Origin of the sequence: Bradyrhizobium sp. SZCCHNR1002, from assembly GCF_032381435.1 — a bacterium.
In the GTDB taxonomy this organism is placed as follows: domain Bacteria; phylum Pseudomonadota; class Alphaproteobacteria; order Rhizobiales; family Xanthobacteraceae; genus Bradyrhizobium; species Bradyrhizobium aeschynomenes.
In genome coordinates, this window is the sequence record NZ_JAUHIS010000002.1 from 675,994 (window position 1) to 697,057 (window position 21,064).

Sequence of the window (21,064 nt, forward strand, 5' to 3'; positions counted from 1 at the left end):
GCTTCCGTGGACGCCAGCGCGGTACCTCAGTTTCGGAACGGCGGCCCTGCGGCCGCCGCGCAGTCGTTTGGGGCCGGCACGCGCGGCTCGCGGGAAGGGGCGAAAGCCATGGTCGACGTCACGGCGGGTCAGGGGGGCGGATCTCCGGCCGGGGGGTTCTCATTCGCGGACCTCAAGACAGCAGTCCTGCGCGGCGACATCGCGCTGGCGCTCGGCATCCTCACCATCCTGGTGGTGCTGATCCTGCCGCTGCCCTCGCTGGTGCTCGACCTGTTCCTGGCGATCTCGATCACCCTGTCGATCCTGATCCTGATGACCGCCTTGTTCATCCAGGCGCCGCTGGAATTCTCGTCGTTCCCGACCATCCTCTTGATCTCGACGATGCTGCGGCTGTCGCTGAACCTGGCCTCGACCCGGCTGATCCTGTCGCGCGGCCACGAGGGCACGGATGCGGCCGGACACGTCATCGAGGCGTTCGGCAATTTCGTGATGGGCGGCAATTTCGTCATCGGCATTATCGTGTTCGCGATCCTGGTGACGGTGAACTTCGTCGTCATCACCAAGGGTTCGGGCCGCATCGCCGAGGTCGCGGCGCGCTTCCATCTGGACTCGATGCCCGGCAAGCAGATGGCGATCGACGCCGATCTCTCCGCCGGCCTGATCGACGAGAAGGTCGCCAAGGTGAGGCGCAAGGAGCTCGAGGACGAAAGCGGCTTCTTCGGCGCCATGGACGGTGCCTCGAAGTTCGTCCGCGGTGACGCCGTCGCCGGTCTGCTCGTCGTGTTCATCAACATCATCGGCGGCATCATCATCGGCGTCGCCCAGCAGGGCCTGGGTTTTGCCGAGGCCGCCCGCACCTACACCACGCTGACGGTCGGCGACGGCCTCGTCACCCAGGTTCCGGCGCTGATCGTCTCGACCGCCGCCGGCCTGCTGGTCTCCAAGGCCGGCGTCACCGGGGCCGCCGACAAGGCGCTGATGAAGCAGTTCTCCGGCTACCCGCAGGCGCTCGGCCTGTCGGCCGCCGTGATGCTGGTGCTGGCACTGCTGCCGGGCATCCCGACCCTGCCCTTCCTGGCGCTCGGCGGCGGTGCCGCTGCGCTCGCGCTCAAGGCCCGCAAGCAGAAGGAGGTCATCAAGGCGGAGGAAGCCGCGGCCGCCGCAGCACCGGCCGCAGCCGCGACGGCGGCAGCCGCCGAGGAGCCGATCTCCGCCGCGCTCAAGATCGACGACCTCAAGATCGAGCTCGGCTACGCGCTGCTGCCGCTGGTCAACGCGCCCGACGGCACCGACCGGCTGACGGACCAGATCAAGGCGCTCAGGCGCTCGCTGGCGATCGAGATGGGTTTCGTGATGCCGTCGGTGCGCATCCTCGACAACGTCCAGCTCGAGGCCAATACCTACATCATCAAGATCAAGGAGGTCGACGCGGGCTCCGGCAAGATCTGGCCGAGCCAGTTCATGGTCATGGATCCCGGCGGCAACCAGGTCGCGGTGCCCGGCATCCACACGACGGAGCCGACCTTCGGCCTGCCCGCCACCTGGGTCGACGCCGGGCTGAAGGAAGAGGCGACGCTGAAGGGCTACACGGTGGTGGACGCGGCAACGGTGCTGTCGACCCACCTCACCGAGCTGCTCAAGGCCAATATGAGCGACCTGCTCTCCTACGGCGAGGTGCAGAAGCTCCTGAAGGAGCTGCCGAAGGAACAGAGCGAGCTGGTCAAGGACATCGTGCCGACGCAGATCACGATCTCCGGCATCCAGCGCGTGCTGCAATTGCTGTTGTCGGAGCGGATCTCGATCCGCGACCTCTCGACCATCCTGGAAGGCATTGCCGACGCGCTCGCCTTCTCGCGCAATCCGGCCACCATCGTCGAGCACGTCCGCGCCCGCCTCGCCCGCCAGATCTGCGCCCAGAACACCTCGCCGATGGGCTATCTGCCGCTGATCGCGCTGTCGGCGAAGTGGGAGCAGGCATTTGCCGAGTCGCTGATCGGCCAGGGCGAGGAGCGCAGCCTGGCGATGCAGCCGTCGCGGCTGTCGGAGTTCATGACCGCCACCCGCGATGCCTTCGAGCGCGCCGCACGCGAGGGCGAGTCGCCGGTGCTTGTGACCTCGGCGGCGATCCGGCCGTTCGTGCGCTCGCTGGTCGAACGTTTCCGCGCCCAGACCACGGTGCTGTCGCAGGCCGAGATCCATCCGCGGGCACGACTGAAGACGGTCGGGAGCGTGTGAGAAAAGGAGTGCGGAACCTGCGAGTCAGTCCGAAGTTCTTCAAGGCAGGCCGGCGCCACGCGCCGGTTTTGCTGCTTTTCAGAGCACGCAGACCTGTGCTTTACCGCCACAGGCAACTGATTTCTTAATTTTGCGTTAGGTGGCTGGATTTTCCGCCGCGGACCGAATAGCAATTTAAGCATCTGATTTTCAATGAAAAATGTTAATTTTATCGACCTGAGATCGCGACGCATCACGCCTTATCACACGCTTGTGATGCCATCTACGAAACGGAATCGAGGTTTCCTACGTTCTTACAGGCGAGACGATGAACCGGAACGCTCCCGGCTCACACGAATCAGCGAAGGACGGAAGGCGGCAGGAGGGTTCCATGAACCACTCGATTTACAGCGCGGATCGGACGACCCACCTCAAGATCGTGGTGGTGGCGCTCGTGGCTGGCATCGCAGTGGCCGGCCTCGGGATCTCGGCACGTCTGAACGCAGAGCCGAACTACACGCAGACGGCGAAGGTCATCAAGGCCGGCAAGCCGGTTGCGGTGACGAGTTCGGGAGCTTCGCTGGTTCGCTAATTGGAATTTCCGGAATTCACGCGGTTCTCACAGCCCCCCAACTGGCCGCGTGGATATGTAGTAGACCCAACCCCAAGTCGACTACCGAAAACGCCCGCTCCCCACGGGCGTTTTCTTTTTTGCCGTTTGGATCAGCGCGTCGGCGGCACCGTCTCGATCAGCTTGCCGGTAAACACGATCGGCCCCGTCGCCTGCCCCGTCGGCGACCCGCCCTCCGGCTCGACCGTGACGGCGTAGGTGGCGCGGTTGACCGTGTCGGCGTCGTAGGCCGAGAGAACGGGACGGCTGGTGAAATCGCTGCCGCCGATCACGCCGAGCGAGCGCGGGCGCTGCAGCTTGTCGGAGACGAGCCACAGCTCGAAACTCTTGCCCGGCTCGGGCGCGGCGCCGACCCGGCGCACGGTGTAGCTCTTGCTGCCGGCATCGATGGTGAGGATGAAAGCCGGCGAGGCCGCGTCCTTCTGCAACAAGGCGACGAACTGAGCCGACGGCTGCGGCGCGGCGGGCACCTTGACCTCGACGGTCTGGATCCGCGGCTTGGGCTGCAACGGCGGCGGCAGCAGATCCGGCCGGTAGAGCTGGACCCCAATCAGCGCGAGCAGCACGGCGGCGATCGCCGTCATCACATTGGCCACGGTGCGCAACTGCCGAACCTTCGACGAGAGGCGAGCGACGATGGCGTTGTCGTTCGCGGCCTGGCTAGTCGCCTGATCGCGACGCACCGGCTCGATCACCGGCGGCGCCGCAGCCGGGACGTCCTGCTCGGAGGCCTCCGTTCGGACTTCAGGCGCCGGAGCTTCGGCTACGACGGGCGCAACCTCCGGAGCGGGTGGTTCGGACTGGACTACCACGTCCGGCGCCCCCACGACGGTCCCAGAGTCAGGCGGCGGCGCTTCGGCTCTCGCGCCCGACCTTGCGATCTCCGCCTTGATCCGCTCCCACAGCTCTGGGCGCGGCTCGACGAGGCCGACCATCTGGTTGAGCGGCCCGAGACGAAACTCCCACGCCCGGACCAGCGCCGCGAAATCCGTGTCGACCGCCATCATGGCCTCGACCTGCGCGCGCTCGGCGGCGTCGAGCGTCCCCAGCGCATATTCCGCCGCCAGCGCGATATGGTCTTCGCTATACGCCATCACAGGTCCAGGTCACGTCACCCACGAGAATCCCTTGGCTACGCCTTCGGCCCCTCATCCAATTCCGAGGCATTGGCGGATGTCCATCATGCTTCGCCGCAGCCAGGTCTTCACCGTATTCACCGGCGCCTCGAACTTGGTCGCCAATTGCTCGCGGCTCCAGCCGTTATAGTAGGCAAGCAGCACGAGCTTCTGGCGGTCGGGCTCGAGCCGGCCGACGCATTCCAAAAGACGCTTGAGCTCCTCCGACATCTCGCGCCGCGCCAGCGGATCGGGCGTCTCGGCGGCGACCTCGAGCGCGGAAGGCTCATCCTCCAGAGACAGCTCGCCGCGCTTGCGCACCAGGTCGATGGCGCGATTGCGGGCGATGGCGGCCATCCAGGTGATGGGCGAGGACACCGCGGGATCGAACTGGGCCGCGTTGTTCCAGACCTTCACATAGGTCTCCTGCACGACCTCCTCCGCGAGGTCCTGTCGGTGCAAGATACGCAGCACGACGCCGTAGAGTTTCGCGCGCGTCGCCGCGTAGAGGCGCTCGAAGGCGGCCTCGTCCCCCTTGGCGACCGCGGCAAGCAGCCAGACCAGCTCTGCCGGCGTCAGCATTCAGCGTCCCCGAAAATCGGCCCACTCCCTCGTTCGACCCTTGCGTCCTCCCGTAGCACAGGTCGCGCGCTGCGCTCCAGCGCGGCGGGAGCGACGAAAAACCCGGACCTCGCGGCCCGGGTTTTCGATGAACGACAGCCGTGACGGCGTCAGGCTCAGGCGATGACGCCGAGCCGGGCGCGCATCAGGCCGATACTGTCCATGTCCGCCTGCTCGCGGGCGCTCTCCTCGGCCTTTTCGCGGGCCTGGTCACGCTCGTCGAGCAGCTCGACCTTCTTCATCTCCTCGAACGCCTCGGACAAGGCGGCCTTGGCATCCTCGAGCTGGGCGCGCAGCTCGTCGGCCGAGCGCGTCAGGTTCTCGCGGCGCTGGATCGCCGCCTTGGCGTAGGTCGGGTAGGCAAAATGGGTCGGGTCGTTGATGCCGGCCCGCTCCTGCTCGGTCTGGATCTCCCGCTCGAGCTCGGCCGACATGCGCTGGAAATCAGCAATCATGCCTTCGATCTGCGTCACCCGGCGGCGTTTCTCATCCACCTGAAACTTTTTCAGGCGGATCAGCGTTTCGCGCGACTTCATCGACTCATACTCCCCAGAAGTCCCGTAGACGGCGCGGGACAGGGCCGGCCGCCCTTACTGGGCCTGCCGACTAGGCTCGTTACATGGAGGGGATGATGTCCCGACAAAGTTAGCTTTCCGTTTCCAAGCGTCCCAAGATCTGTTCCAGCTCCCGATACCCCTGGGCCAGTCCGCACACCTCATCCTTGCGCTGGCGCAGGAAGGCCTCCAACGGCTCGTGCAGCCGGATCGCCTCGTCGACCTCCGGACTGGAGCCCGCGCGATAGGCACCGAGCCGGATCAGCTCTTCCATGTCGGCGTAGGTCGCCATCACCTGGCGCGCCCGCATGATGGTCGGCAGGAATACGGGGTCGGCCGATTTCGGCATCGTCCGCGACACCGATTTCAGGATGTTGATCGCCGGATAGCGGCCACGTTCGGCGATCGAACGCTGCATCACGACGTGGCCGTCGAGAATGCCGCGCACCGCGTCCGCCACCGGCTCGTTGTGATCGTCGCCGTCGACCAGCACCGTAAAGATCCCGGTGATGGTGCCCTCGCCGCTGCCGGGCCCGGCCCGCTCGAGCAGCTTCGGCAGCTCGGTGAACACCGTCGGCGTATAGCCTTTCGCAGTCGGCGGCTCGCCGGCCGACAAGCCGATCTCACGCTGCGCCATCGCAAAGCGCGTCACCGAATCCATCAGGCACAGGACGTCCTTGCCCTCGTCGCGAAAATATTCCGAGGTCGCCAGCGTCAGATAGGCCGCCTGCCGGCGCATCAGGGCCGGCTCGTCGGAAGTCGCGACGACGACGACGGAGCGCGCCAGGCCCTCCTCGCCGAGATCGTCCTGCAGGAACTCCTGCACCTCGCGGCCGCGTTCGCCGATCAGCCCGATCACGGAGATGTCCGCATCGACGTTGCGTGCCAGCATCGACAGCAGCACCGATTTGCCGACGCCGGAACCGGCGAAGATGCCGAGCCGCTGGCCGCGGCAGCAGGTGAGAAACGTGTTCAGCGAGCGCACGCCGAGATCGAGCGGCGCGCCGACGCGCTTGCGCGAATGCGCCGGCGGCGGATTGTTCCGATAGGGAACCGGCGAGGCGCCCTGCGGCAGCGGCCCCTTGCCGTCGATCGGCTCGCCCATCGCATTGATGACGCGGCCGAGCCAGGCCGGCGAGGGCCGCACCTGGTTCGCCGAGTTCGCGATCACGGCGCGGCAGCCGCGGCGCACGCCCTCCAGCCCCGCGAAGGGCATCACCACGGCGTTCTTGCCGGAGAACCCGATCACTTCGGCAGGGATGTAATTGTTGCCGGTCTCGATCACGAGGCGCGCGCCGACCGACATCGCGTGAATCGGCCCGGCGATCTCCACCATGAGTCCCTTCACGCCGACGACACGCCCATAGGTGTTCACGGCGTCGATGTCGCTGATCTGCTCGGCAAGAGCCTTCATGACCAACCAGCCTTCATGACCAAACCGCCTTCATGACGAGACCACCCTGATGACAAAAGGGATCCTTCATTGCGAAAACCTTAAGTAGGGACAGATTCGCCTCGCCGGTTTAACTCTGTGTTTACTCGCATCATTAATCATTGCGTCATGGTCTGGAGTGACTGACGTCGTGCGCCTTGCCGCCCCCCAAAAGCGGTGAGGAACGAGAGTCGGTTAGTTCCATCTCTTCACATGGAGCTTGAACGAGGACGGCTGAGAAAAACTGCTTCTTCGCAACACCTTACGGCGATTCGACAAAAATTGCACGGATAGAGCTTGCGCAGCGGAATCAGGATTTGTTAACCATCTCTCGTCAGGATCCGAATCAGTTGTTCAAAGGCGTTTTGAGTGCCGCGGTGGCGGCCGACCTGACGCCCGGAGCGGCGACTATGGGGAACTGGCATGCGCGTTTTGCTGATTGAGGATGACAGCGCCGTCGCGCAGTCGATCGAGCTGATGTTGAAGTCCGAAAGCTTCAACGTCTACACGACTGACCTCGGCGAGGAAGGCGTCGACCTCGGCAAGTTGTACGACTACGACATTATCCTTCTCGACCTCAATCTGCCCGACATGTCCGGTTACGACGTGCTCAAGCAGCTGCGCGTCTCGAAGATCAAGACGCCGATCCTCATTTTGTCCGGCCTCGCCGGCATCGAGGACAAGGTCAAGGGTCTCGGCTTCGGCGCCGACGACTACATGACCAAGCCGTTCCACAAGGACGAGCTGATCGCCCGCATCCACGCGATCGTCCGCCGTTCCAAGGGCCACGCCCAGTCGGTCATCCAGACCGGCGACCTCGTCGTCAACCTCGACACCAAGACGGTCGAAGTCGGCGGCCAGCGCGTGCACCTGACCGGCAAGGAATACCAGATGCTGGAGCTGCTCTCGCTCCGCAAGGGCACCACCCTCACCAAGGAGATGTTCCTCAACCATCTCTACGGCGGCATGGACGAGCCCGAACTGAAGATCATCGACGTCTTCATCTGCAAGCTGCGCAAGAAGCTGGCCAACGCCTCCGAAGGCCGCAACTTCATCGAGACCGTCTGGGGCCGCGGCTACGTGCTGCGCGAGCCGCACGACATGGACGAGCGCATCCCCGCCTGATCCTTCACTGGGTTTACCGGCGAGCCTCACCGCTCGCTCCTCCCAGACTGGGCCCCGCCGCAAATGGCGGGGTTTTTGTTTGTGGGGTGGTGTTTGTCGGGCGAGTGCCTGACTGTTTGGGGCCGATCGGCACCGGACACCCGCTCCCTCCACGCAATCGGCGCGCTCCCTCGCCCCGTTCTTACGGGGAGAGGGTTGGGGCGAGGGGCAGCCGCACGGGTGGTGGGCGTGGAAAGCCCTGTACCCCCTCACCCGGATTGCATCTTCGATGCAATCCGACCTCTCCACGCAAGCGGGGCGAGGTTGCACCGAGCGCATCGCCACCATCTGGGCCCACATCAACTGAGCTGGACGCAACCTGCGCGCAACTCCTCTCGTCTCGATCTTGGAATGCCGCAGGACGATTACCCCTCCCGTCACGACGACAGATCTTCTTCTCACGACGACACACCCTCGCGATCTCGCGGCGCCTCGCGCCCGAGTGATGAGCCATTCTCACCGCCCTCTTCCAAACCGAGGGCGCAGGGAAGGCCGGGCGCTGGCCGCGCCCGTGGCCCGCCTGCAGAAAAAGAATGCAGGCGGCAGTCACCACAGGTCTGGCCGAAACACCCGGCCCTCCCTGCGCGATGGCTTTACGATTTATACGCGATCTCCCTGGGGACCGGCTGTCTTGCCCCCATCACCCGCCGGCAGCGTGCTCCGCAACGCCAGCAGGCTTGACCTCAGCACCGGGAGGCCAGGACCACGCGACTTCACCGTGCGCCGGCATCGTTCGTCGGCACGGCCAAGCCATGCTGCGATTCCGAGCGCCCATCGCATCCCGCACCCGACGTCCGTGACGACCGCGAAGCGTCCCCTCGTTGGGGCGGGACGAGGCGGAGTAGAGCATGATTTCTGCGAAAGCGAAAGAGGAATTTTTGATAAGACGAAATTTCCTGTTGGCGCGCAGCGAGTCCGTCGCGCGCGGCGCAGGGGACGATCCGGATCGCGGACAGCGTTCACGCGCACCTCCTCCCATCTCCGCTCGAAGCGCTGGTGGCTAGCCTCATCGAGATCTCTCGCCCCGGATTGGCCCTAGGCGATACGCGCTTCGCGCAAGTCAAACCTCCGACTGACGCGATGCACGGGCGATTCGGTAACGCGCGATAAGGGACTCGAATGCCTGATCCGACATTTTCCAGGTTGGCCGACTGGGGGACAGGCCGTTGGCACCCAGGATCAGCTTCTCATGCGCCATGCTGTAGTCGACGAAGAGCTTGCGCTGCTTACGATTCCAGAAGAAGGGCCAGCGGCGGATGCCATCACGCCGCTCGCGAAGGCCTCGGATTTCGTCTTCTGTTATCTTGTCATAGAAGGCCCGCGCCTCAGCCTCTCCTTGCGCCACGATGCGCGCTGTCGCTGCCCGGCTGTCGTGGACTTTTTCCGGCATATAAACAGTAAGCAAACCCGGTCCGAAGTCGTGCTGGCCGACCACCACCGGAACTTGCTGAGGTAGGCCGCGCGTACTCACTTTAAGCCAGATCGCCTGATGGGCGCGCAGATAGAGGAACCAGCAAGCAAGCGTGTAGGAGACAAAATCCGGCGGCACCGCTTCGCCAGACGAGACGCGAGGGCGCCAATACCGGTGTGGGTAGCCCAGAATGGCGGCATAAAGTCTGCCGAGACCCTCGCAGGTCAACGCGTAATCGATGTCGAAAAACCCGCCCTGCCAAGGGACGCAGCCCGCCTTGCATCTCGCCAGCATCTCGTGGTGTTCGGCCATCGAGAACGGGTACATCGAATCGTCGAAATAGGAGCACTCGAAGCCGGGCTCGATCAGTCCGGGCGCAATTTCGCGATCGGCATGCCCAGACAAATCAATCTCGATCGCGCTGCACCGATAGTTCTTTCGCGAGGGACTCTCGATCTGCGCGTAAAGCTCATCCCACCCCCGGATCGACACAGCAGTCTGGGGCGTAGCCCGACAGATCTCCGAGAATGTTGACGGATGCCCGTCCATCGCGGAATCGAGCGCATGCTCGGCGCCTTCGAAGTTCTCAGTCCAGAAGAACTCCGACATTGCGCGCTCGAAAGCGAGCAGGTCGTCCTCAGTATCAAATCGTAGGCCTATTGGATCGGTCACGACATCAAGACCAGTTGAAAACTCGAGGTCCACAGTATCGATCCGTACCAAAGGAATCGTTACGGAGATCGCTTGCAATGGCACCGGCAACGGCCCGGAGTCCACGATCTTCCACGATGTCGAACGACGTGGATGGCCGGGACGAAGCCCGGCCATGACGCCAGCCGCGCCTACCGCGATTTCCGCGTAGCGCTTTTCTTTGCTCGTCCAACGGCCGCTTTCGGCGGACCGGCCGGTTTGGCAGCTTGCCCGAAATTTCGCTGTGGTTGATTAAGATCAATTCCGCTACCTTGGCATCGTCGATCATTAGATCATTTGCTGAGCAGGTGGGGCCTGCCATGCCAAGTGGCACGACGATCTCCCTGTACGGACGGCTGTGCCTTAACCTCGCAGCCTGGCTCCTGTCGTTGCTCGTCATCTTTGCGGCGCATGCGCAGGCGCTGGGGCCGACGTTCGAGAATCGACCGATCGAGTCCGTGCGTCTGGTGCTGTCGGGCGCGGTGCCCAGTGGGCCGCAGCGGGTGGCGTTCGAGGATCGCATCCGGCGGGCGCTCAATGTCTATCCGGGGTCGCAGCTCCATGACCTGATGGTCGATTTCGGGCTCGGCAAGGTGAAGCGCATCCCCGGCGTGGCCTCGGCGTCGGTCAACTATGTCGACGGCAACACCGGCGGCGTGTCGGTCGAGCTCAACGTCGTCGTCGGCGACCGGCCGCAGGCGGATCCGGGCCGCGTCGATTTCCCCTACCTTCATCAAGGCGACGACAGCCTGCTGAAGCTCAAGCTCACGGCCGCGACGCTCGGCTACGCCAATCACGATGCCTGGTATGGCCGGCCGCGGGCCTTCGTCGGCGCCAATCCGCTCGCCAGGGGCTCGGCCGGTGCCGGCTGGTCGTCGTTCGGCGAAGCCGCGCTGGAGGGCGGGCTGCAAGGCATCGGGCCGATCGGCAACAATGTCTACGCCTATGGCAGCCTGTCCTATCTGGTGAGCGGCTCGGTCGGCACCGACCTGTTCGTCACCGGCCCGCGCCGCCATGGCGCGGTCGAGGATGCCTATGCCGGCATCGTCACGGGGGTCACAGGCGATGACGGCTCGCGGCTGGTGGTCAACCTGTCCGGGGGCCGGCAGCCGTTCCAGATCGCCGACGGCATGCTGATCAGGATCACGGCGGCCAACGGTTTCGACCGCGCGGCCCTGCAGCTCAACCCGCGCTGGGCGGCCGACAGTTTGTTCTTGGCGCAGGCGCGCTACAACACCACCAAGTTCGAGGCCTTCCGTCTCGCGCCCGACGAACGGCCGGCGATCGATACCCACACCGTCATTGCCGGCGCGAATCTCGAAACCGGTTTGGGAACGCCGCATCAGCTCGGGCTGACCTATCTGACCGTGCCGCGCTCGGACTACGGCTGGTACACGACATCAGCGCAAGGCACGCGCCAGGGCCTGCAGGTCGCCGACATCCGCTATTACTGGACGCCCGCCATCGGCGCGTCCGGTCCGTATGCGAAGACGGAGCTGGCGTTGCAGTGGAACGACCGCAACGCGTTTCCGATGCGCGCCTGGGGCGGCTATGTCGAGGCGGGCTACACCTTCAACGAGGCGTTCTGGCGCCCCACTCTGAGCTATCGGCTGTCCGGCTTCAGCGGCGACAACCCGGCGACGCGAACCTATGAGCGCTGGGACCCGCTGCTGTCGGGCGGCACCGGCGAGGAATGGGTGCAGGGCCTGAACCACTACAAGCTGTTTCAGGACACCAACCTGATCGCGCACCGCCTGCAGGCGATCCTGCGGCCGGCGCCGCAATGGGAGCTGGTGCCGCAGGCCTGGCTGTTCCAGGCGCAGCAGCTCAACAATATCGGCGGCACCACTTCGACGCTCGCCGGTCATCTGCTCGGCTACGAGGTCAATCTGACGGTGAAGTACTTCATGAGCCGCCACGTGATGTTCCAGTCGGGACTCGCGCTGACGGTGCCGCTGTCCGGCGTCAGCCAGGCCGTCGCCGGCAGCACCCGCCCCTGGTTCAGCGCGATGTCGCTGGCCCGGGTCAGCTTCTGACGAGGGAGATGTCGATGGACCGCCGTAGCATGTTGCAGAGCCTGGGTTCGGGCGCCGTAACGATTCCGCTGGCGCAGTTGCTGCCGGGAGCCGCCGAGGCCGCCGAGGCGCAAGGGCCGGCCAATCTGGCGATCAGCCCGGTCGATCCGGACTACTTCATCAAGGACCGCTTCAGGTTGCGCACGATCGCCATCACCGGATTTGCCCGCGGCATGGGCCGCGCCGCGGCGCTGCGGGCCGCGCGCGAGGGCGCCAATATCGTCGGCATCGACTGGCTGCCGGAGCTGGCGCGCGACACCGCGGCCGCGATCAAGCGCGAGGGCGGTGCCATCGAGTTTCTCGTCGGCGACGTCGCCAAGGGCGACTCCTGCGACCTGATGGTCAAGCGCGCGGTCGAGGCGTTCGGCGGACTGGATTTCGCCATCAACAATGCCGGCGTCATGGACGGCGTGTTTTCCGGCGAGGCCTTCGACTACGACAAGCAGAAGGATCTGCTGTTCGCGCCGCTGCACGAAGCCTCCGATGCCTATTGGGACAATGTGCTGGCCACCAACGCCACCGGCGTGTTCCGCGCGATGCGCGCCGAGCTGCGGCAGATGGTGGCGCAGAAGCGCGGCGGGGCGATCGTCAACGTCGCCTCGATCGCCGGCCTGACTGGACTGGCGGGCAATCCCGCCTATGTCGCCAGCAAGCACGCCGTCAACGGATTGACCGCCAATGCCGCCGTCGATTATGCGCCCCATGGCATCCGCATCAACTCCGTCAACATGGCGGCGACGGACACGCCGATGATCGCGCGCGCGGCGCAGGCCGTCGCGGCCAGGATGCAGCGATCACCGGCCGACAGCGGCATGGGACGGCTAAAGACCAACTCCATCCTCAGCTACGCCGATCCCAAGCATCGCCCGGCCACGGTGTGGGAGCAGGTCGCGGTGATGCTGTTCCTGCTGTCGCCCGAGGCGTCGAACCTGACCGGCGCGTTCTACGCAACGGATGGCGGCTGGACGGCGTATTGAGCCGGCTTCGTGCCGGCTGAGGATCGGGCCGATCGCGGGTCCGCGATCCGCTTCGGCCTGGGAGACGAGATCATGATGCGGCTCGGCGGGCTCGCATCATGATCCAAGGGTCGCGTCCCGCGCGACGGTTCAGCAGGAGCGAAGCGCTCAGCGTCCTCTTTTCGTGGCGCTCTTCCTGGCTCGCTTCGCATTTTTCGCGACCTTCTTCGCCGCCTTCTTGCTCGCTTTTGCCTTCTTCGCAGCTGCGGTCTTCTTCTGCGCCGTCTTCGTCGCCTTCTTGACGTTCTTCTTCTTGGTCGTTGTCTTGCGGCCAGCGGACGTCTTCGCGGCGGCAGCCGCCCTCTTCGGACCCTTCTTGGCCGGCTTGCGCGACGACGTCGCTGGCTTGGTCTTCCCGGCCGGCTTCTTCGCCGGCCTGCCAGCTCCGCCGGGCTTGCCCGGCTTCTTCGGCGCGACACCGCCGCTGCTGCTCTCGCCGCCGCTGGCAGCCCCCCCGCCCGCCGCCGACAGCCAGAACCGCAGCTCCGGCGATTTCTCGTCGGCGCCCTTGATGTAGCGGTCCTGCCAGCTGTCGTCTGATTGCAGCGGCTTGCCGAAGATCTCCGGATGCTCCTTCAGCAGGAAGCGCCAGGCGTAGTGGTCGTAGAGGTCGAGGACGTGGCAGGCATAGGCTTCGGCGAGGCCGCGGTGGCCGCGGATGATCAGCATGTTCTCGTCGTTGTTGTGCGAGGCGCGGAAGCCGAGATTGTGCGAGCCGGTGACGACGACGCAATCGTCGCTGAACGGATCGATCACCACGATCTTGTTGTGGATGATGGCGAAGCCGTATTTGGCGAGCTCCTTCTCCCACTTGCCGAAGGCGTCCTGCACCGCGCCGGCCGGCACGCCGCGGAAATCGATGCTGCCCTTCTCGCCCGGCTTCTTCGGCTTGCCGGACTCGCCGACCACCTTCACCTCCGGCGCGGCGTCGTCAGCCCCATCATCCGCGCCGCTTTCCGAATGGCCGCCGGCGTGCAGCGACTTGGAGAATTCGGTCGCACGCACAGGGCTGGTCAGCGCGCCCCGCACGAACAGATCGGGCTTCCTGGCCAGCAGCTCGCCGGCCTTGTTGAGAATGGAGTTGTTGCCGGGATCGAAGGCGAGGAACAGCACCGCGTGCTTGGCCCCGTCCATCAGCTCGAACACGCGGCTCATGTCGCCGGGCGCCTTCGGGGTCTTGCCGAGCTTGCCCGGCGTGTTCGGCGAGAACATCGGCTCGATGGTGACGCCATGGTCGAGCCTGACCGGCTTTTGAATCGCGCTCGCGTTGTTGGCGCGGGCGAAGTCGCGCAGGGTCTTCGACTGCAGCGCCGACTTGTCGCCGTCGGCGGCGTCGACGTCGGCCTTCAGCGCGTTCCAATACGACAGATAGCGCGCCGCCAGCTCGGGGCTCTCGACCACCAGCGCATTGTTGGTCTGGGTGCACAGGCCGGTCGAGGTCCAGTTGGTCGAGCCCGAGAGCACCGCGGCCGGCTTGCCGTTCTCCGAGAGCACCATGAACTTGTTGTGCGGGATAGAGCCCTTGCCGAGGATGCGGTCGATCACGGCAACGCCGGCGGCCTTGAGGTCGGCGCGGTTCTCGGCATCGGCGTCGTCGGTGTCCTTGCCCTGCTCGTTGCCGAGAATGACCGTGCGGCTGTTCGGATTCTGGTGTAGCTGCTTCTCGAGCCCGCTGGGGTCGTTGAGCTCGTAGAGCGCGGCATGGATAGTGCCGCCGCGGTCATCGGCGCGTTTCAGCAGCGAGGTCAGGCCGTCCTGCAGCTGGCCCATCAGGCGGAGGCGAATGGGATCATCGGGATCGAGGATGTGGGGCGCCAGCGCCGCCACGCTCGGGTGATCGTTCAGCGCATGCGTCAGGGCCTGGGTCGCGGTGATGCCGCGGTTGAAATAGACATGGAACGGCGGCCGCTCCGGCGTCAGCGTCACCGGGTTGCTCTCCAGCGGCGCGACGCCGGCGAGCGGCGTCAAGGTCTGGCCCGGCGTACCGCCCATCGGCACGATGCGATATTTGTAGGAGCCGCCGCGCTTGGCAAACAAATCCTTCCACCAGAATTTCTGCACCGGGGCCTGGTCGGTGGCGAGCTTGTCCGCGGTCTGCCCGGCAAACCGCGCCAGCGCCGGCAGCACGGTCTCGGTGTGATCGGCGAGATCGATGCGGTGAATGGCGAAGCCGAGACAGCCGTCGAGACGGCGATCGAAGGTCCAGGCGACGACGGCAATATCATTGTTTGAAAAGGCAAGCGCGGGCATGGCGGCACTCCTTGTCCGACAAGGATTATGTCGCGCAGTTGTAACAGGGGTTCGACACATCCGGTACAGGAAAGCAGATGGCAGAGGTAACGGCTCGTAGCGCGTGCAGTGCAGCGGAGGGCGGAGGTGCCCGGTAAGATCCCGATGTCGTGATCGCCTCAAGCCGTTGCCGCACGGCGGGTGCGCCCCCTCTCCCCGTTCTTCACGGGGAGAGGGTCGGGGTGAGGGGCAGCGGCTCGGGTGGTGTCAGTGAAGGGCGCTGTCTGCATGAGCAGGTCGGGCAAATTCCTCGTGATGAAGAACGTCCCTTTCTGCCGACATCAATCACAGCGCCAACCACATCCGACGTCGCTGGACGCTTGCCGTTGATCGTTCCCGTGCCGCTGCCCCTCACCCCAGCCCTCTCCCCGTGAAGAACGGGGAGAGGGAGCGCACCGTCATCGCGGTGAGACGCCGGGTTCATGATTATTATTGAGGCGCGATTCATCCGCACGTCATTGCGAGGAGCGCAGCGACGAAGCAATCCAGAGTCCCGCCCGCGCCCCTGGATCGCTTCGCTCGCAATGACAGATGGAAATAGCGCGTCCTACGCCACCCCGCCCGGCTTGCCGCGGGCGACGTAGCGCCCGTCGCCCTTCGCGCCCATCAGTTTGCCATCGCGCACCACGAACTTGCCACGCAGCATGGTGGCAACTGGCCAGCCGGTGATGTCGATGCCTTCGTACGGCGTGTAGTCCGAGCCGTGATGCAAGCCGGTCTGGCTGATGGTTGCTTTCTTCGCCGGGTCCCACAGCGCGATGTCGGCGTCGTAGCCGATGGCGATGGAGCCCTTGCCTGTCAGGCCATAGGTCTTGGCGTGGTTGGTCGCGGTGAAAGCGACGAACTGGTTGAGGGTGATGCGGCCCTTGCTGACGCCCTCGGAGAACAGGATCGGCAGGCGGGTCTCGACGCCGGGGATGCCGTTCGGCACCCAGCGGAAGCTGGTGCGGCCCTTTGGCGTCAGCTTGCCGGCCTCGTCGTCGTAGCGGAACGGGCAGTGATCGCTGGAGAACAACGAGAACACGCCCCGCTGCAATCCCTCCCAGCACGCCTCCTGGCTGGCCTTGTCACGCGGCGGCGGCGAGCAGACATATTTGGCGCCCTCCATGTTGAGGCCCTGCATGTCCTCCTCCGTCAGCACCAGATATTGCGGACAGGTCTCGCCATGGATCTTGAGGCTGCGCATCTGCGCGCGGCGGATCTCCTCCATCGCCTCGCGGTTGGAGACGTGGACGATGACGATCGGCACGTCGATCAGCTCGGCGAGCGAGATCGCGCGATGGGTGGCCTCGCGCTCGACCGGAATCGGGCGCGACTTGCCGTGGTAGTACGGCGCGATCTTGCCTTCGCGCTCCAGCCGGTCGGTGAGGAAGCGGATGGCATCGTAGTTCTCGGCGTGGATCTGCACCAGGGCGCCGGTCTCGCGCGCGACCTGCAGCACGCCGAGGATCTCGTAGTCGTTCAGCGCGAGCCCTTCGTAGGTCATGAAGATCTTCAGCGACGAATAGCCGTCGGCGACCAGCGCCGGCAGCTCCTGGCCGAGCACGGAGTCCGAGGGATCGGCGATGATGAGATGGAAGGAGTGGTCGACGTAGCAGGTCTGGTCGGCCAGCGCGTGATAGTCCTTCAGGGCTGCGCGCAGGGGCTGGCCCTTCTCCTGCAGGCAATAGGGCATCACGAAAGTATTGCCGCCGAACGCGGCCGCGCGCGTCGCGCTCTCAAAATCGTCGGCCATGACGATGCCGGGGCCGGATGGCTGGCTGATATGGACGTGGCTGTCGATGCCGCCGGGCAGCACCAGGAGGCCGCTCGCATCGACGATCTCATCGGCGTCGGTGATCGCCTCGCCGATCCCCACGATGCGGCCGTCCTTGATGGCGACATCGGCTTTGAAGGTGTCGCTCGCGGTGGCGACGGTGCCGTTGCGGATGACGGTGTCGAAGGCAGCCATGTGACGCGCTCTCCCAATGCTAGACAAACAAGCTCAGGCGAATTTGTGAAACAGCGATCCCCACCCGCTGACGCCGCCGACATCGACGCCGGCCAGCTTCAGCGATTTCCATACCACGGTGGCGATGGTGTCGAGAATCGGAATGCCGGTCTCGAGCTCCAGGCGCGCCACCAGCGGCGCGGCGCGCATGTTGGTGCAGACCACCGCGATCGCATCCGGCTTCTCGCGCGCGACCTCGCGGATCATGCTCTCGATCTCCGAAGGCATCACCTCGGCGAAGGAGAAATTGTCCTGCAGATTGAGGTGCCGGTCGCCGCGGCAGGCGATGCCGAGCTTGGCGTAATTGGCAATGATGCGCGCCTGCACGTCGTCGCGATAGGGCGTGACGAGGCCGAGCGATGTCGCCTTGGCCATCGCCAAGATCTCGTTGAGCGCCAGCATCGAGGTGGTCGCGGGGATGCCGGTGGCGGCGGTGATCTGCTCGCAGAGCTTGACGTCGGCCTCGAAGCCGAGCCAGCCGGAGGACGTGCCGTTCCAGCCGATGACGTCGACCTTGGCATGCGCGAGCAATTCGGCGGCCCGCAGGATGTTCGAAATATCGAACTGCGCGAGCGCGTCAGTCGAGAGCGCAATCTCGGTGACCTTGAAGCGCGAGAAATGCGCCGACACGTTCGGCAGCCCCGCCACCATCGCCGACGTGATCGGCTCCAGCGCCGTGTTCGACGACGGCGTGAGCATGCCGAGAAGGGTACGTTTGGTCATTTGTGAGCGGCTCTCTCATGAAGTTCGCAACTTGCTGGGCGACGGCGGTGCGCCCCCTCTCCCTGTTCTTCACGGGGAGAGCGTTGGGGTGAGGGGCAGCCACACCCACCGACCGTGCGGAGAGCCCCCCTCATCGCATCTTGCGATGCGATCCGACCTCTCCCCGCACGCGGCAGGGCTATCGCATATGGTCAACGTGAGTGTGTCGCGAAACCGTCTCCTCATCGTCATGCCCGGGCTTGTCCCGGGCATCCACGTCGTTCTCAGCATGCTGGACGACGTGGATGGCCGGGACAAGCCCGGCCATGACGACGCGGAGGGAGATGGGCGCGAAACATCGATCGCCATATGCGATAGCTCTGCCGCACGCGAAGAGAGGCACAGACCGCGCGCGCTGGACGAGTTGTGCACCAAACTGAAGCTGCTCATGCACTCGCCCTCTGCTCCGCCCTCTCCCCGCGCAGCAGCGCCAGGATATGCCGCTTCAGTGCGTTGAACTGCGGTGACGTGATGTCGCGTGGCCGTGGCAGGTCGATCGGGATGATCTCGACGATCCGCCCCGGGCGCGCGCTCATGACGGCGACATGCGTGCCCAAGGTCAGCGCCTCGTCGATGCCATGCGTCACGAACACGATCGTGCCCTGGTGCTGCTGCCAGATGCGCACCAGCTCGGTCTGCATGTCCATGCGGGTCTGCTCGTCGAGCGCGCCGAACGGCTCGTCCATCAGAATCACTTGCGGATTCATCAGCAGCGCGCGGGCGATGCCGACGCGCTGGTTCATGCCGCCGGACAGTTCGGACGGATAGTGGTTCTCGAAGCCGGTCAGGCCGACCATGTCGATATAGACCTGCGCCCGCGCGCGGCGCTCGGCCTTCTGGCCGCCGCCCAGCAGCAGATGGAAGGCGACGTTCTCCCACACGGGCAGCCAGGGCATCAGATTGGCGTGCTGGAACACGACGCCGCGATCGGCGCCGGGCGCGGTGACGACATGGCCGTCCACGCTGACGGTGCCGGCGCTCGGCTGCTCGAAGCCGGCGATCATGTTGAGAAGCGTCGACTTGCCGCAGCCGGAGGGACCGAGCAGGCAGACGAACTCGTTGCGCGCGATCGACAGATTGATCTCGCTGAGCGCAGTCACATCGGCGTTGCGCTTCCGGTCGGTGAAGATCTTGGAGACGCCGGAGATGTCGATCGTGGCCATGTCACTCTCCGCCGCGCAGCGTGGTGTTGCGCTGCCAATGCAGCACGCGCGCCATCACGGTGCGGATGGCAAGGTCACTGCAGAAGCCGAGCAGGCCGATGCTCGCCATCGCCGCCAGCACCAGATCGTAGCGCAGGAAATAGTAGCTGTCCCACAGCACGTAGCCGAGCCCGCTCTTCACCGCGACCATCTCGGCGGTGACCGTGAGCATCCAGGCCGAGCCGATGCCGATGCGCAGGCCCGCAAAGATGCTGGGCATCGCCGCGGGCACGACGATGTAGCGCAGCAGCTTGCGCTCGCTGCCGCCGACCATGGCGCCGGCGCGGATGAGGTTGCGGTCGCAGGTCTTCACGCCGTGGATGGTGTTGAGCAGAATCGGGAAGAACGCGCCGAGGAACACCAGGAAGATCGCCGGCTTGTTGGCGATGCCGAACCAGATGATGGCGAGCGGGATCCACGACACCGGCGGGATCGGCCGGAGCATCTGAAGCGTCGGCTCGATCACGATCTCGATCTTGCGCGACCAGCCGATGGCGACGCCGAGCGCCACGCCGAGAATGGTGGCGATGGCGAAGCCCGCGGCAACGCGCGACAGGCTCGCCAGCATGTCGGCGAGCCAATGGCCACTGTAGGTCTGGGTGTTGCCGTCGGTGCCGACCAGCCAGTCCGCCCACGCCCACACCACCGTCGACGGCGCCGGCAGCAGCGCCGCCGGCAGCGCACCGGAGCGCGAGAACGCTTCCCAGCCGGCGAGCACGAGGACTGGGACGATGGTGCGGTCGAGCTTCTTGAGCTGGGCGAGCGCCGTCATCTCAGTAGCCGAGCTCGGTCTTCGGCTTGCCGGTCGCCGCCTCCAGGAAGCGGTAGTCGAGGTTCTTCTCGACCGCGGCCGTGACGTCGGAGTTGATGTATTTCAGGTCGCGCATCATCGTTGCGATGGCGAGCGCGGAAGCGCGATACATCTTCGGATCGGGATCGAGGTTCTCGACCGCGCCGGTGGCGATCGCCTTGTCGAGCCCGGTGATCTTGGAGATCACCTCGATCAGTGCCGGCTTGTCGGCGGCGATATGGGCGTCGACCTTCACCACCGCGCGCACCACGCCCTCCAGCGCCTTCGGATTGGCGGCGATCACGTCGGAGCGGGTCAGGATCAAATTGGTCAGCTTGCCGGCGGCCTGGTCGTAGGGAAAGCCGAAGAACTTTGCCGCCTTGGCCTGCATGATCTGGGTCGCGAACGGCTCCACGGTGCAGATCAGCTCGACCTCGCCGCGGCGCAGCGCCTGCAGATGGTCCGAGGGATTCGGAATGTTAACGAACTGCACGTCCTTATTGATGTCGATGCCCTGCTTGGCGAAGGCGCCGCGCATGTGGATGTCCTGCGCATTGCCGCGCGAGGCGGCGACGCGGAACGGCTTGCCGTCGGCCTTGTACTTGGCGATCAGCGCCTTCAGCGCGCTCCAGTCGCCCTGCGGGAGATCGATGTCGTTGGCGAGCAGCATCGCCGAACCGCCATTGACCTGGCCGGAGATGGCGACGACGTCGAAACCTTTGTCGAGCGCGATGGCGTAGTGCAGGTAGGTGACCTGGGCGACATCGATGTTCTTCGAGACCAGCGCGGTCAGCGCATCGGTGCCGGTGTTGAAGCCGACGGCGTCGATCGCCACGCCTTCCGCGAATTGCGGCGTCAGCGACATCGGCGTGCAATGCGCGCATTTGGCGTAGCCGAGTTTGATCTTGGCGGCATCGTCAGCGAAGCTCGCTCCGGGCAAAGCGAGCGCGAGCAGGGCGAGAAGGGGGAGCAGAATGCGTGTCACGTCCATCTCCAGGGCAGGTCCGATCAAGAGGTCTCCGCCTCCATCAGCAAGCGACATGCCAATTGGATGCGATATGCAATCTTGCTTTTTCATAGTAAAATCAATAATTAGATATTCGCATCA

General features: G+C 65.1%; 16 protein-coding genes. 5 read left to right on the forward strand and 11 right to left on the reverse strand.

Annotated features, from left to right (window positions below; genetic code table 11):
• Positions 1-108: 108 nt before the first annotated feature.
• Together flhA and QX108_RS15505 are read left to right on the forward strand one after the other, a co-directional pair.
• Positions 109-2,235: a flagellar biosynthesis protein FlhA gene (flhA, locus tag QX108_RS15500; protein ID WP_315725084.1), complete on the forward strand. Its 2,127-nt coding sequence runs from the start codon at positions 109-111 to the stop codon at positions 2,233-2,235.
• Positions 2,236-2,605: 370 nt separating this feature from the next.
• Entirely contained in the window at positions 2,606-2,806 is a 201-nt protein-coding gene (locus tag QX108_RS15505) for a hypothetical protein (RefSeq protein WP_315725082.1), read from the forward strand.
• A gap of 131 nt (positions 2,807-2,937) precedes the next feature.
• Here the strand turns inward: QX108_RS15505 and QX108_RS15510 are convergent, their stop codons facing one another.
• The 4 genes from QX108_RS15510 to fliI form a co-directional block, all read right to left on the reverse strand.
• Positions 2,938-3,939, reverse strand: a complete 1,002-nt coding sequence (locus QX108_RS15510; RefSeq protein WP_315787499.1) for an anti-sigma factor domain-containing protein — start codon at positions 3,937-3,939, stop codon at positions 2,938-2,940.
• 54 nt (positions 3,940-3,993) lie between these two features.
• Complete coding sequence (locus tag QX108_RS15515) at positions 3,994-4,542, reverse strand: sigma-70 family RNA polymerase sigma factor (protein ID WP_172114569.1); 549 nt, start codon at positions 4,540-4,542, stop codon at positions 3,994-3,996.
• Positions 4,543-4,697: 155 nt separating this feature from the next.
• Positions 4,698-5,117: a flagellar export protein FliJ gene (gene fliJ / locus QX108_RS15520; RefSeq protein ID WP_008960735.1), complete on the reverse strand. Its 420-nt coding sequence runs from the start codon at positions 5,115-5,117 to the stop codon at positions 4,698-4,700.
• Between the two features lie 109 nt (positions 5,118-5,226).
• Positions 5,227-6,549, reverse strand: coding sequence for a flagellar protein export ATPase FliI (gene fliI / locus QX108_RS15525; protein WP_172114567.1), 1,323 nt, complete (start codon positions 6,547-6,549; stop codon positions 5,227-5,229).
• A 441-nt stretch (positions 6,550-6,990) separates the two neighbouring features.
• Here fliI and ctrA point away from each other — a divergent pair, with 441 nt between their 5' ends.
• Complete coding sequence (gene ctrA, locus QX108_RS15530) at positions 6,991-7,692, forward strand: response regulator transcription factor CtrA (RefSeq protein ID WP_012046382.1); 702 nt, start codon at positions 6,991-6,993, stop codon at positions 7,690-7,692.
• Positions 7,693-8,791: 1,099 nt separating this feature from the next.
• Here ctrA and QX108_RS15535 read toward each other — a convergent pair.
• Complete coding sequence (locus QX108_RS15535) at positions 8,792-9,970, reverse strand: hypothetical protein (protein ID WP_315787501.1); 1,179 nt, start codon at positions 9,968-9,970, stop codon at positions 8,792-8,794.
• Between the two features lie 182 nt (positions 9,971-10,152).
• On the opposite strand from QX108_RS15535, the gene QX108_RS15540 reads away from it, so the two are divergent.
• Positions 10,153-11,868 carry an alginate export family protein gene (locus QX108_RS15540; protein WP_315787503.1) on the forward strand — a complete coding sequence of 572 codons (1,716 nt, stop codon included), beginning with the start codon at positions 10,153-10,155 and terminating at the stop codon, positions 11,866-11,868.
• Between the two features lie 14 nt (positions 11,869-11,882).
• A complete protein-coding gene (locus QX108_RS15545; protein ID WP_315787505.1) occupies positions 11,883-12,884 on the forward strand; it encodes an SDR family oxidoreductase in 1,002 nt (333 codons plus the stop codon).
• A gap of 147 nt (positions 12,885-13,031) precedes the next feature.
• Here the strand turns inward: QX108_RS15545 and QX108_RS15550 are convergent, their stop codons facing one another.
• The 6 genes from QX108_RS15550 to QX108_RS15575 form a co-directional block, all read right to left on the reverse strand.
• Positions 13,032-15,173 carry a phospholipase D-like domain-containing protein gene (locus QX108_RS15550; protein WP_315787507.1) on the reverse strand — a complete coding sequence of 714 codons (2,142 nt, stop codon included), beginning with the start codon at positions 15,171-15,173 and terminating at the stop codon, positions 13,032-13,034.
• Positions 15,174-15,759: 586 nt separating this feature from the next.
• Positions 15,760-17,163 (reverse strand): dihydropyrimidinase, encoded by a 1,404-nt coding sequence (gene hydA, locus QX108_RS15555; RefSeq protein ID WP_315787509.1) that lies wholly within the window; start codon positions 17,161-17,163, stop codon positions 15,760-15,762.
• A gap of 33 nt (positions 17,164-17,196) precedes the next feature.
• Complete coding sequence (locus QX108_RS15560; protein ID WP_315787512.1) at positions 17,197-17,925, reverse strand: aspartate/glutamate racemase family protein; 729 nt, start codon at positions 17,923-17,925, stop codon at positions 17,197-17,199.
• A 425-nt stretch (positions 17,926-18,350) separates the two neighbouring features.
• Complete coding sequence (locus tag QX108_RS15565) at positions 18,351-19,127, reverse strand: ABC transporter ATP-binding protein (protein ID WP_315787514.1); 777 nt, start codon at positions 19,125-19,127, stop codon at positions 18,351-18,353.
• Between the two features lies 1 nt (position 19,128).
• Entirely contained in the window at positions 19,129-19,938 is an 810-nt protein-coding gene (locus QX108_RS15570; protein ID WP_315787516.1) for an ABC transporter permease, read from the reverse strand.
• A 1-nt stretch (position 19,939) separates the two neighbouring features.
• A complete protein-coding gene (locus QX108_RS15575) occupies positions 19,940-20,947 on the reverse strand; it encodes an ABC transporter substrate-binding protein (protein ID WP_315787525.1) in 1,008 nt (335 codons plus the stop codon).
• Positions 20,948-21,064 lie beyond the last annotated feature (117 nt).